This is a genomic window from Streptomyces sp. 3N207, from assembly GCF_052246355.1.
Classification (GTDB): domain Bacteria; phylum Actinomycetota; class Actinomycetes; order Streptomycetales; family Streptomycetaceae; genus Streptomyces.
This window is the reverse complement of sequence record NZ_JBQQBV010000012.1, coordinates 63257-75297: the sequence shown is the minus strand read 5'-3', so window position 1 is coordinate 75297 and position 12041 is coordinate 63257. Positions and strand designations below refer to the sequence as shown.

At 68.5% G+C, this 12041-nt stretch carries 10 protein-coding genes, 1 tRNA gene and 2 pseudogenes; 7 read left to right on the top strand and 6 right to left on the bottom strand.

Annotated features, from left to right (window positions below; all coding sequences use genetic code 11):
* Positions 1–18: 18 nt before the first annotated feature.
* Positions 19–756 carry a nucleotide exchange factor GrpE gene (grpE, locus tag ACTWP9_RS19835; protein WP_443247561.1) on the bottom strand — a complete coding sequence of 246 codons (738 nt, stop codon included), beginning with the start codon at positions 754–756 and terminating at the stop codon, positions 19–21.
* Positions 753–2624, bottom strand: a complete 1872-nt coding sequence (gene dnaK / locus ACTWP9_RS19830) for a molecular chaperone DnaK (RefSeq protein WP_443247560.1) — start codon at positions 2622–2624, stop codon at positions 753–755. Before dnaK ends, grpE begins: the two co-directional genes overlap by 4 nt.
* Before the next feature lie 271 nt (positions 2625–2895).
* On the opposite strand from dnaK, the gene ACTWP9_RS19825 reads away from it, so the two are divergent.
* From ACTWP9_RS19825 to ACTWP9_RS19810, 4 genes are all read left to right on the top strand, one after another.
* Positions 2896–5235: a (Fe-S)-binding protein gene (locus ACTWP9_RS19825; RefSeq protein WP_443247559.1), complete on the top strand. Its 2340-nt coding sequence runs from the start codon at positions 2896–2898 to the stop codon at positions 5233–5235.
* A gap of 259 nt (positions 5236–5494) precedes the next feature.
* Positions 5495–5647 carry a hypothetical protein gene (locus ACTWP9_RS19820; RefSeq protein WP_443247558.1) on the top strand — a complete coding sequence of 51 codons (153 nt, stop codon included), beginning with the start codon at positions 5495–5497 and terminating at the stop codon, positions 5645–5647.
* Entirely contained in the window at positions 5641–6045 is a 405-nt protein-coding gene (locus ACTWP9_RS19815) for an ATP-binding protein (protein WP_443247557.1), read from the top strand. Before ACTWP9_RS19820 ends, ACTWP9_RS19815 begins: the two co-directional genes overlap by 7 nt.
* A gap of 159 nt (positions 6046–6204) precedes the next feature.
* Entirely contained in the window at positions 6205–7149 is a 945-nt protein-coding gene (locus ACTWP9_RS19810) for a YIP1 family protein (protein WP_443247556.1), read from the top strand.
* A gap of 96 nt (positions 7150–7245) precedes the next feature.
* Here ACTWP9_RS19810 and ACTWP9_RS19805 read toward each other — a convergent pair whose 3' ends face one another.
* The 3 genes from ACTWP9_RS19805 to dcd form a co-directional block, all read right to left on the bottom strand.
* A complete protein-coding gene (locus tag ACTWP9_RS19805) occupies positions 7246–8784 on the bottom strand; it encodes a ricin-type beta-trefoil lectin domain protein (protein WP_443247555.1) in 1539 nt (512 codons plus the stop codon).
* A 174-nt stretch (positions 8785–8958) separates the two neighbouring features.
* Positions 8959–9456, bottom strand: a complete 498-nt coding sequence (locus ACTWP9_RS19800) for a phosphoribosyltransferase (protein WP_443247554.1) — start codon at positions 9454–9456, stop codon at positions 8959–8961.
* Between the two features lie 54 nt (positions 9457–9510).
* On the bottom strand, positions 9511–10086 hold the full coding sequence (gene dcd, locus ACTWP9_RS19795; RefSeq protein ID WP_443247553.1) for a dCTP deaminase: 576 nt from the start codon (positions 10084–10086) through the stop codon (positions 9511–9513).
* A gap of 522 nt (positions 10087–10608) precedes the next feature.
* Here dcd and ACTWP9_RS19790 point away from each other — a divergent pair.
* Positions 10609–10682: transfer RNA gene (locus ACTWP9_RS19790), tRNA-Gly, on the top strand.
* 50 nt (positions 10683–10732) lie between these two features.
* On the opposite strand, the pseudogene ACTWP9_RS19785 reads toward ACTWP9_RS19790, so the two are convergent.
* Positions 10733–10936: pseudogene (locus ACTWP9_RS19785) on the bottom strand (tyrosine-type recombinase/integrase); the annotation flags it as partial.
* A 35-nt stretch (positions 10937–10971) separates the two neighbouring features.
* Between ACTWP9_RS19785 and ACTWP9_RS19780 the strand changes: the two are divergent.
* Both ACTWP9_RS19780 and ACTWP9_RS19775 read left to right on the top strand, forming a co-directional pair.
* Positions 10972–11205, top strand: a pseudogene (locus tag ACTWP9_RS19780) (ATP-binding protein); the annotation flags it as partial.
* Positions 11206–11347: 142 nt separating this feature from the next.
* Positions 11348–11668: a hypothetical protein gene (locus ACTWP9_RS19775; protein ID WP_443247552.1), complete on the top strand. Its 321-nt coding sequence runs from the start codon at positions 11348–11350 to the stop codon at positions 11666–11668.
* Positions 11669–12041: the final 373 nt, after the last annotated feature.

Genomic DNA, 12041 nt, shown 5'->3' with positions numbered 1-12041 from the left:
CCCTCCTCCCGTACGCGGTCAGCCCTCGTCCGGGCCACCGTTCTCCTCTTCAGCCGCCGGTGCCTCGGCCCCGGCCTCACCCTTGCCGCCCGTACCGCCTGCGGCACCGGGCTGCGGCTCGGCGACCCCTACCCGTGCGGGACGGATGGTCCGCTCGCCGATTCGGTACCCGGGCTGGAGGATCTGCACGCACGTCGTCTCCGTGACATCCGGAGAGTAGGAGTGCATCAGCGCCTCGTGGACCGTCGGGTCGAAGGGCTCGCCCTCCTTGCCGAACTGCATCAGGCCCATCTTGGCCGCGACCATCTCCAGCGACTCGGCGACCGACTTGAAGCCGCCCACCAGCTCGCCGTGGTCCCGCGCCCGGCCGATGTCGTCCAGCACCGGCAGCAGCTCCGTCAGCAGGTTCGCGACGGCGATCTCCTTGACCGCCACCCGGTCCCGCTCGACGCGGCGGCGGTAGTTCTGGAACTCCGCCTGGAGCCGCTGCAGGTCCTGGGTGCGCTCGTTGAGAGCCTTTCTGGTGGCCTCCAGCTCGGTGGCCTGCCCGCCCTCGGCGGCCTCGCCCTCCGGGCCAGCGCCTTCCGCCTCCCGCAGGTCCTGCGTGCTCACTTCGGCCTCGCTGCCCTGCGCTTCGCCGGCCGGCGGCGCCGCACCGGCCGCCTCCTGCTCGGCGGCGGTCCGGTCGGCATCGGTCAGCTCACCGGCGTCGGCGGGAACGTCGGGCTCCTGGAAGCCCGCGGTCTCCTCCGTCACGCCGCACCATCCTTCGGCTTCTGGTCCTCGTCGACGATCTCGGCGTCCACGACGTCATCCTCGCCGCCCTCGGGCTTGCCCGCACCCGCGCCGGCCGCGTCGGCACCGGCCTCGGCACCGCCGGCCTGGGCCTGCTGAGCCTCGGCGTAGAGGGCCTGGCCCAGCTTCTGGCTGGTGGCCGCGACCTTCTCGGACGCCTCACGGATCACCGCGGTGTCGTCGCCCTTGAGCTTCTCCTTCAGGTCCTCCAGCGCGGACTCCACCTCCGACTTGGTCTCGGCGGGGACCTTCTCCTCGTTGTCCTTGAGGAACTTCTCGGTCGTGTAGACCAGCTGCTCGGCCTGGTTCCGCGTCTCGGCGGCCTCGCGGCGCTTGTGGTCCTCCTCGGCGTACTGCTCCGCCTCGCGCATCATGCGCTCGATGTCGTCCTTGGGCAGGCTGGAGCCGCCGGTGACCTGCATCTTCTGTTCCTTGCCGGTGCCCAGGTCCTTGGCGGAGACGTGCATGATCCCGTTGGCGTCGATGTCGAAGGTGACCTCGATCTGCGGCACATTGCGCGGAGCCGGCGGCAGACCCGTCAGCTCGAACATGCCCAGCTTCTTGTTGTACGCCGCGATCTCCCGCTCGCCCTGGAAGACCTGGATCTGCACCGAGGGCTGGTTGTCCTCGGCCGTGGTGAAGGTCTCCGAACGCTTCGTCGGAATCGTGGTGTTGCGCTCGATCAGCTTGGTCATGATGCCGCCCTTGGTCTCGATACCGAGGGACAGCGGAGTCACGTCCAGCAGCAGGACATCCTTGACCTCACCCTTGAGCACACCCGCCTGGAGGGAGGCACCGATGGCGACGACCTCGTCCGGGTTCACGCCCTTGTTGGCGTCCTTGCCGCCGGTCAGCTCCTTGACGAGCTCCGCGACGGCCGGCATCCGGGTGGAACCGCCGACGAGCACCACGTGGTCGATCTCGCTGAGCTGGATGCCCGCGTCCTTGATCACGTTGTGGAACGGCGTCTTGCAGCGCTCCAGCAGGTCCTGGGTCAGCTGCTGGAACTGCGCGCGGGTCAGCTTCTCGTCCAGGTGCAGCGGGCCCTCGGCGGACGCGGTGATGTAGGGCAGATTGATCGTCGTCTCGGTGGACGAGGACAGCTCGATCTTCGCCTTCTCCGCGGCCTCACGGAGGCGCTGGAGGGCCATCTTGTCCTTGCCCAGGTCCACGCCGTGGCCGGACTGGAACTGCTTGACCAGGTAGTCGACGATCCGCTGGTCCCAGTCGTCACCACCGAGGTGGTTGTCACCGTTGGTCGCCTTGACCTCGACGACACCGTCGCCGATCTCCAGCAGCGAGACGTCGAAGGTGCCGCCGCCGAGGTCGAAGACCAGGATCGTCTGGTCCTCCTTCTCCAGCCCGTAGGCGAGGGCCGCGGCGGTCGGCTCGTTGACGATCCGCAGCACGTTCAGGCCCGCGATCTCGCCGGCCTCCTTGGTGGCCTGCCGCTCGGCGTCGTTGAAGTACGCCGGCACGGTGATGACCGCGTCGGCGACCTTCTCGCCCAGGTACGACTCGGCGTCCCGCTTCAGCTTCTGGAGCACGAACGCGCTGATCTGCTGCGGGTTGAAGGGCTTCTCGTCGATACCGATCTTCCAGTCGGTACCCATGTGCCGCTTGACCGACCGGATCGTCCGGTCGACGTTGGTGACCGCCTGCCGCTTGGCCACCTCACCGACGAGCACTTCGCCGTTCTTCGCGAAGGCCACGACGGACGGCGTGGTCCTGGCGCCCTCGGCATTGGTGATGACGGTGGACTCACCGCCCTCGAGAACACTGACGACGGAGTTCGTCGTACCCAGGTCGATGCCGACCGCACGAGCCATTTCAGGTTCCTCCAGCTTGGTCTTGAGTGAAGCTGACTCAAGAGTGCACGACCGGGGAAATTGCGTCAAGAAGACTGAGTCGGGGCGACTCAAGGTGTGTGATTACGGTACGCGCATGGCCGCCTGCGACGGGGTATCGAGCCCTTCGCCGACGGGGCGACGCAAATCACCGAGGCGCGCGGTACAGCGATCTGCGACAAGTGGGTAGTCTCGTACGGACTGGATAAGTTACTGCTTAGTAAACGCCGCCTCCGTGCTCCGAGGAGCCGCTATGCAACTCGCCGCGATCGTCGTCACGCTGCTGCTCACCGCGGTCGGCGTTGCGCTGTTCGCCCGCGCCATCGCGCAGATCTACCGCTTCGTCAAGCTGGGACAGCCACTCCCCGCGGGAACCCGCAAGGACAGTCCCAAGCAGCGAACGGCCACGCTGGTCAAGGAGTTCCTCGGGCATACGAAGATGAACAAGTGGGGCGTCGTCGGCGTGGCCCACTGGTTCGTGGCGATCGGCTTCCTCACCCTGCCGCCGACCATCATCAACGCCTACGGCCAGCTGTTCCAGGCCGACTGGACGCTGCCGATCATCGGCGGCTGGCTGCCGTACGAGATGTACATCGACTTCATCGGCGCCGCCACCACCGTCGGCATCGCGGTCCTGATGGTGATCCGGCTGCTGAGCCTGCCCTCCCGGGCGGGCCGCAAGTCCCGCTTCACGGGCTCGAAGATGTGGCAGGGCTACTTCGTCGAATACATCATCTTCATCATCGGCGTCGCCATCCTCATGCTGCGCGGCCTGGAGGGCGCGCTGCACCACGTGGACAGCTACGAGCCCGCGTACTTCCTCTCGTATCCGCTGGTCGCGGCGTACCACGGGCTGAGCGTCGGCACGCTGCAGAACCTCGTCTACTTCTGGGCGCTGATCAAGCTGGGTACGACCATGATCTGGATGATCACGGTCGGCCTCAACACCAACATGGGTGTGGCCTGGCACCGCTTCCTGGCCTTCTTCAACATCTGGTTCAAGCGGGACGCCAAGGGTGAAGCGGCCCTCGGCGCGCTCCAGCCGATGATGTCCGGCGGCAAGGTCATCGACTTCGAGACAGCGCTGGACGACGACAACGAGGAGGAGGTCCGCTTCGGCGCCTCCCAGGTCGAGGACTTCTCCTGGAAGGGCATCCTCGACTTCTCCACTTGCACCGAGTGCGGCCGCTGCCAGTCGCAGTGCCCCGCCTGGAACACCGGCAAGCCCCTCTCGCCCAAGCTGCTGATCATGTCGCTGCGGGACCACGCCCACGCCAAGGCGCCGTATCTGCTGGCCGGCGGCGGCAAGACGATGGAAGGCGAGGAGAAAGCCACCGAGGAGCAGCTGAAGGGCGTTCCGCAGAGCGCGCTGGACGAGGCCGAGCGCCCGCTGGTCGGCACCGCCGCAGCGTCTGATGGCGGCTCCGCCGCGGCGGGCGGCGTCATCGACCCGGACGTGCTGTGGTCCTGCACCACCTGCGGAGCCTGCGTCGAGCAGTGCCCCGTGGACATCGAGCACGTCGACCACATCGTCGACATGCGCCGCTACCAGGTGATGATCGAGAGCGCGTTCCCCTCCGAGGCCGGGACGATGCTCAAGAACCTGGAGAAGAAGGGCAACCCCTGGGGTCTGGCCAAGAAGCAGCGGCTGGAGTGGACGAAGGAGCTCCAGAAGGAGGCGGGCTTCGAGGTGCCGATCGTCGGCAAGACGATCGAGGACCTCACCGAGGTCGAGTACCTGTACTGGGTCGGCTGCGCGGGCGCCCTGGAGGACCGCGCCAAGAAGACCACCAAGGCGTTCGCGGAGCTGCTGCACATCGCCGGCGTCAACTTCGCCATCATGGGCGGCGACGAGAAGTGCACCGGCGACTCGGCCCGCCGCCTGGGCAACGAGTTCCTCTTCCAGCAGCTGGGCGAGGAGAACGTCAGCACGCTGAACGCGGCCTTCGGTGAGGACGACGAGGACGAGAGCACCAGGCTCCCCACGTCGAAGAAGAAGATCGTCGCGACCTGCCCGCACTGCTTCAACACGCTTGCCAACGAGTACCCGCAGCTGGGCGGCCACTACGAGGTCATCCACCACACGCAGCTGCTCCAGCACCTCATCGACGAGGGCAAGCTGGTGCCGGTCACTCCGGTCGAGGGTCTGATCACCTATCACGACCCGTGCTACCTGGGCCGCCACAACAAGGTCTACACGCCCCCGCGCGAGATCATCGGCCGGGTGCCGGGGCTGCGGAACGAGGAGATGCACCGGCACAAGGAGCGCGGCTTCTGCTGCGGCGCCGGCGGCGCCCGCATGTGGATGGAGGAGCGCATCGGCAAGCGCATCAACAACGAGCGGGTGGACGAGGCGCTGTCCCTCAACCCGGACATCGTCTCGACGGCCTGCCCGTTCTGCCTCGTCATGCTGACCGACTCGGTCAACGGCAAGAAGAATGAAGGGGCTGCGAAGGAGAACCTCCAGGTCGTGGACGTGGCCCAGCTGCTGCTGGACTCGGTCAGGACGCCCGGCGAGCCGCCGGCGGCGGACGGCGAGACGGCGAAGGACCCGGAGCCGCAGCCCGACCCGGAACCGGAGCCCGCGAAGTAGCCACCTGGTTCGGCCGCCCGGCCCTCGAGTCTCCGATGGCCTGAACCGAACGCTTCTTACCGTCCGCAACGGCCGGTCCCGTGCCCACGGGGCCGGCCGTTGCGCGTTTTCCGGCAAGTCGTGGTCAAATGCGATCAGTTAATGCACCACACGAGCCAAACCGCTGTCGCGGTATACCCATTGCAGCGTGCCGGGCCTAGCCTCCTAACCGCGCTCACGCACGCGGCGGAGCGGCTGGAAAGGCGAGGAGGAGCACCAGGTGGCGGACCGTGAGGCCCCGGGTCGTACGGCCCAGGACGGACCGGCCGAGGACGACCGGCCCCCGGGCCACGACGCGAGCCCGGTCACCGGCATCCTGCGTGCTGTACGGGCCCGGCCACTGCCCGCCGTACGGGAGGGTGCCGGATGCTGACCCCCGAGCTGCTGTGCCGCCTCCGCTTCACCCTGCGCGACCTGCCCAGGCTGCGTGCCGAGGTCGAGGCGCGGGCCGCATCGGCGGGACTGAACGAGCCGCGCAGGGGCGAGTTCGTCGTCGCCGTCGACGCCGTGGCCACCAACGCCGTCGAGCACGCGGGCGGCGGCGGCCAGCTCGTGCTGCGGCACCTCGGCGACGAGCTGGAGTGCCAGGTCGCCGACTCCGGACCCGGCTTCACCGAGGACGTCATCCCGGAGCTGCTGCCCGGCCTGGACGGGGCGACCAGCGGCCGCGGGCTGTGGCTGGCCAGGCTGGTGACCGACCGGCTCACCGTCGCGGACGCCGCGGGCCAGGGCTCCGTCGTCACCTTCGCCGTCCGCCTTCCGGGGGAGTGAGCCCTCCTCCTGGGTGAGGGCCCGGCGGGGGCTTCTCCACCCTTGGTGGGGGCCGCACCGCCGGGTTCCCCTAGGGGATGTCACAGGTCAGCAGCGATGTCCGGCCATCTCGCCCGGCTGTGGCACGCAGAGGCCATGGAACACGGTACGTTCAATTGCGTGGCTGGTTTCAGGAGCGGACGCGGCCGGGACTCCCGGGGCGCGCAGCAGCATGGGCAGTACCCTCAGCACCCCTCGGGTCCGCCGTACCCGCAGCAGGGTCCGTGGCCGGGCGGCCCAGGGCGCGACGAGCCGGAGTATTTCGGTGACCCGCACGCGCAGCAACCGCCGCACTACGGGGCGCCGCAGGGCCCCGGTCAGCACGGAACGCAGCCGGGAGGGCCACAGGGCTGGCACGGGCAGGACCCGTACGCCAACAACCCCGGCCACACCCAGTCGTTCAGCATTCACGACCCGTACGGCCCCGAGGGCGGGCACGGTCCGCAGGGCGGCGGCCAGGACGACTATGGGTACACCGACGGCGCCATGTACCACGCGGGCAACACCCCCGCGCCGCCGTCCGGGCCCCGGCTGCACTGGAAGCAGCTGCTGACCGGCGTCGTCCTGCGGCCCAACGCCACGTTCTGGCAGATGCGGGACTACGCGATGTGGGGCCCCGCGCTGATCGTCACGTTCATCTACGGGCTGCTGGCCGTCTTCGGCCTCGACAAGGCCCGCGCGGACGTCCTCAACACGACGCTCTCGCAGGCCGTTCCGTATGTGCTGGTCACCGGCGTCGCGGTGGTGATCGCCGGACTCGTCCTGGGAGCCGTCACCCACACGCTGGCCCGCCAGTTCGGCGGGGACGGGGCCTGGCAGCCCACGGTCGGGCTCGCCATGCTGATCATGTCGCTTTCGGATGCGCCGCGACTGGTGTTCGCGCTGTTCCTGGGTGGGACGGCCACCCTCGTGCAGGCCCTCGGGTGGGCGACCTGGGTGCTCGCCGGGTTCCTGTTCACCTCGATGGTGAGCCGTTCGCACGACCTGCCCTGGCCCAAGGCGCTGGGCGCCTCGGCGATCCAGCTGCTGGCCCTGCTCTTCCTGATCAAGCTCGGCACGCTGTAGGCGCCCGGCACGCGGTAAATGCCCCTGCCCCGCCCCTCCCGGAGAACGGGAGGAGGCGGGGCAGGGGCGTCACCGCCTCAGCCGGTGAACCGCTGCTCAGCCGGTGAACCGCTGCGCGGCCGAGCCGTCACAGGTGGCGAGCTTCGCCCGCGCCTCCGCGCCCGGCAACGTCACACACAACCCGGTGTCCGAGGCGGGCCGCAGGGTCGCCCCGTTCCGTACGAACTGCTGGGCACCGGCACCGGAGCAGTTGCCGAGCTCCAGCCCGGCCCCCTCCTTGACGCCGCCCTCGCTCTGCACGCACCGGTCGTGCGTCTGCCCCGCGTAGAGCGCCTTGCCCGCCGCGTCGTACCACCACTGCTGGTTCCGCTCGTCCGCCGCGCAGGCCCAGCCCCGCACATCGGTGCCGACCGCGCTGGCGGCGCCGTCGGCGTCCAGACAGCTGCCGGTGCCCTCGTTGCGCAGCGGCTTGAACGTGTCGTCCCAGGCGAGCTGGTACAGCTTCGGCTGCCCGGCGCCCACGGGGTCGGCGCAGGAGGCTTCGCGTACGCCCTGCTGCCCCGCCTGGTACATCTTGGTGAAGCACTCGGCGAACGCGCCGTGCCCGCGCTCGTTCGGGTGGAAGGACTGGCGCACCGAGTTGGAGTCGGGCGGGAACGGATTGCTGAGGTCCACGTACAGCCCGCGCGCCCAGGGGTTCTCCATGCACACCTCGTGGCCGTGGAAGAGGCGCGAGGCGTCCAGATAGCTGACGCCGGTGCGCTGGGCGACCGTCCGGATGCCCTTCTCGAACTTCGGCACCGCCGCGTTACGCCCCCAGGCGGCGTCGCTGGTGTAGCCGACGCAGCCACCGACGAGCTTGCCGGGGAACTTGGGGTTGTCCTTGATGTCGGGGCCGATGGGACTGGGGTAGGCCATCAGGACGAGCTGGTAATCGCCGTCGGCGTAACCGGCGTTGCGCATCACGGACTTGAGGTCGCCCACGGTGCGCTCCACCTTGGGTACGAGCCCGTCGATACGGGCCTGCCAGCCGGAGGCGTACTTGGGCTCGCACGGTCCCTGGAGCGTGAGGTAGCGGGTGACGCAGTCGGTCATCACCGGCCCGAACTGGAGATCGTCGTTGGCGCCGACGACGAGCATGATCTGCTTGAGCCGCGTGTTGCGGGCCTTGATGGCCAGGCTGTCGCTCTGCACCAGTTCGTCGGCGTACTGCTTGGTGCCGCCGATCCGGACGTTCTCGGTACTCGCACCGGAGCAGGCGACGTTGTACGTCACGTCCGCGCCGACGCCCGTACGGTGTACGGCCGCATCGGGCGACCTGTGGCACCAGTTGTCCGGCCCATTGGTGCCCGGCTCGTACGTACCGACGCCCTCGCCCGAGATCTCGCTGTCGCCCAGTGAGATGAGGCCGGTCTTGCGGTCGGTCATGGGCCGCTCGTCCGGGCTGCCGTAGAGCTTCCGGGCCTCCTCGGCCCGGATCTTCTCCAGTTCGGCCGGCAGCGGCGTGCTCGCGCCGCTGCCCGTACCGGCCTTCGTTCCCGCCCCGCTCGCAGGCACGGCAGCCACCGCACCCGCACCCCCGAACACCATGAGCAGAGCTGCCGCGAGCGCTGTCGCGGGTCTCATACGCGCCATACGCGCCATCAGGTGATCTCCCTACGGCCGGCAACTTTGTTGTTACCAGCGGTACCTACCCGCAGGTACGAGAGAAAGGAACCACCTGTGCGGGGAACACTGCGCAGCGCTCAAACCCCGACACCCTTCGGACGCCGGGGAGTTGACTCATCCCGCTCCGCCTTCAGGCCACTTTCAGGCGTCGAGAACCTGACCCGCACGGCGGACGACGGGCGGCTCGACGGACCAGGGGAAGTTGATCCACTGATCCGTCCGCTTCCAGACGTAGTCGCACTTCACCAGCGAGTGCGACTTCTCGTAGACCACCGCGCTGCGTGCCTCGGCCACATGCTCGGCACAGAAGTCCTGCACCAGCTTGAGCGTCTTGCCGGTGTCGGCGACGTCGTCGGCGATGAGTACCTTCTTACGGCTGAGGTCGACGACGTTCGGCACGGGAGGCAGCATCACCGGCATGGCGAGCGTTTCCCCCACACCGGTATAGAACTCGACATTCATCACATGCAGGTTCTTCACGTCGAGCGCGTAGCCGAGTCCACCCGCCACGAAGAGGCCGCCGCGGGCGATCGAGAGGATGATGTCCGGCTCGTACCCGTCGTCGGCCACCTGCTGCGCCAGCTCCCGGATGGCCTGCCCGAAGAGGCTGTACGTCAGGTTCTCGCGCTCGTCACTCACAGCTGCTCTCCGGCCCTCTCGTCTCGTCGCTCGGTCGCCCGGTCACGCGGTCGCTCAGACGTGGGTCCGGTGGAAGTTCATGTACGAACGGGAGGGGGTGGGCCCGCGCTGGTCCTGGTAGCGGGAACCGTACTGCGCCGACCCGTACGGATACTCCGCGGGCGACGTCAGCCGGAACATGCACAACTGGCCGATCTTCATCCCCGGCCACAGCTTCATGGGCAGCGTCGCGACGTTCGACAGCTCCAGGGTCACATGACCGGAGAAGCCCGGGTCGATGAACCCTGCCGTCGAATGCGTCAGCAGCCCCAGCCGCCCCAGCGAGCTCTTCCCCTCCAGCCGCGACGCCACGTCCTCCGGCAGCGAGATCACCTCGTACGTGGACGCCAGCGCGAACTCCCCGGGGTGCAGGATGAACGGCTCGTCGCCCTCGGCCTCGATCAGCCGCGTCAGATCGGGCTGCTCCACGGCGGGATCGATGTGCGGGTAGCGGTGGTTCTCGAACACCCGGAAGAAGCGGTCCAGCCGGACGTCGATGCTGGAGGGCTGCACCATGGCCGGATCGTACGGATCGATCCGCACCCGCCCTGCATCGATCTCGGCCCGGATGTCCTTGTCTGAGAGAAGCACGGGCCGAGACTACGCGCACGAAGCGGGGCCGGCCCAATCGGACCGGCCCCGCCACGGGGTGAGGGAGCCCGCAGGCATCCCCCGAACGACCGTCTCAGCCCTCGGGCCGCAGCCCTCAGCCCTTCCGCTGCCGCCCCACAGGCACCGCCTGCCGCAGCCGCCCGCACCGGGGACAGCGCAACAGCCGCCCTGGTCCGATCCGAGTGGATCCGAGCTGCTGCATCGGGAACGTCGTGGTGCTGAACACATGCCCCTCGGCACACCGGACGACAGTGGATTCCATCGCTTCCCTCTCCCCAGTCACATGGATGCGTGGACGACAAAAGCCACGTTAGGGGATGAGTCCGACGCCCCCGCGACCGGCACTCCGCCCCCACGGTACGCCCCCCAACTCCCGCGCCCCGCCCCACGGAACAGATCCAGCAACCCCCTCGAACAGCAGAAAGACCCAGGCCATATGCGGCCAGGGTCTCCCATGCGGTACAGTGTCCGACGACGAGCCACCACCACATCCGGCTCCTCGCGGGCGTAGTTTAATGGTAGAACATGAGCTTCCCAAGCTCAGAGCGCGGGTTCGATTCCCGTCGCCCGCTCCACGACGAAGACCCAGGTCAGGGACCTGGGTCTTGTTTGTTGCCGGGGGCGGTTACGTGTCCCGTGCCCGTTGCGTGCCCGATGGTGGTGCCGCCCTGTTCCCATCGGTTCGTGCCCGACGAGCCTGTACATAGGCGTCGATGCCGTCGGCCACCTCACGCTGCCGGTCGTCGTTCGAGTGCTGGTACCGCAGCGCCGCCTTCTCCGAGGACTGGCCGGCTCGGACCATGGTGTCCTTGAGGGTGGCGCCCGATCGCAGAGGTCGGCCGAGTCCGCCGCTGGACCCGCGACGTGCTGCATGACAGCCCCCACGCGGACGACGCCGCACTGATCATCAGCGAGATGGGCTCCAATGCACTCATCCACTCGGCCAGCGGCAGCCCCAACGGGAGGTTCCACGTCTCCCTGCACCGATCCCCCGGCACCGTCGTCCTGGCGGTCACGGACACCGGTGGAGGCGAGACGAAGCCCCACGTCGAGACCCCGGACGACGACGACACCCACGGTCGCGGCCTGGGCCCGGTCGCAGCGCTGGCCAACCGCGTACGCGTCAGCGGAGACGACTACGGCCGGACGGTCACCGTCGAGATCAGCGACGAGTACCAGGCGCCGCCAGGCCCTCACCACCAAGCGCCCCCGTCGCACTTCCCACCCCGAGGTCAATGGCATGAGCGAGCGACCGCATGCGCCTCAACAGGTCTACTACTGCGAGTGCTTCGTCAACGAACGCCGCATCGGCATGTACGACGCCTACAGCCCACGCGAAGCCCTGCGATGGGTCCGCATCAGCCTCATGATGATCGCAACGACCCTGGACGAAGCGCCCTACCGGCGAGCCCGCACATGGGTCGACCACGGCCAACCAGCAGCAGCCCGCGACCTCGAAGCAGGCAAGCCACACACCCTCACACTCAAGCAGCGCAGCACCCAGGCCACTTGGACAGTCAGCCCGATAGCGAGCACGCCAACACACCAAGTGCGTGCATAGCAACTTTCTCTACGACTTCAAGGCGGCCCGTGGCCGCCGCCCGCTCCTGTCTCTGCCCCGCTCGCGCCGACCCCGGACCGCTCAGCGCGCAGCCCCGAACAGCAATCCGCCTGCCTGGCAGAGCGGCCCGCCAATTGCCCCACTGCCAGCGCCAGCACGACTAGGTCGTTCCCGATGACTCTTGCCTGGTTGGGGCGGCGCATGCCTGGGGGCAGGCGTTCAGCATGGTGCGATGCACGGGTTGACCGATGCGACGTAGCGGAGGGTCGCCCCCATTGCCGGAGCGGTGCGGGCCCTGGCAAACCGTGTATGAGCGCATCGCGGCTGGTCGGCCGAGGGTGCCTGGCAGGGAATCCTCACCGACTTGCAGATC

Coding starts and splice junctions, on each gene's coding strand:
- dnaK (WP_443247560.1), bottom strand. CDS start 2,624: ATGGCTCGTGCGGTCGGCATCGACCTGGGTACGACGAACTCCGTCGTC.
- ACTWP9_RS19825 (WP_443247559.1), top strand. CDS start 2,896: ATGCAACTCGCCGCGATCGTCGTCACGCTGCTGCTCACCGCGGTCGGC.
- ACTWP9_RS19815 (WP_443247557.1), top strand. CDS start 5,641: ATGCTGACCCCCGAGCTGCTGTGCCGCCTCCGCTTCACCCTGCGCGAC.
- ACTWP9_RS19805 (WP_443247555.1), bottom strand. CDS start 8,784: ATGGCGCGTATGAGACCCGCGACAGCGCTCGCGGCAGCTCTGCTCATG.
- ACTWP9_RS19775 (WP_443247552.1), top strand. CDS start 11,348: ATGAGCGAGCGACCGCATGCGCCTCAACAGGTCTACTACTGCGAGTGC.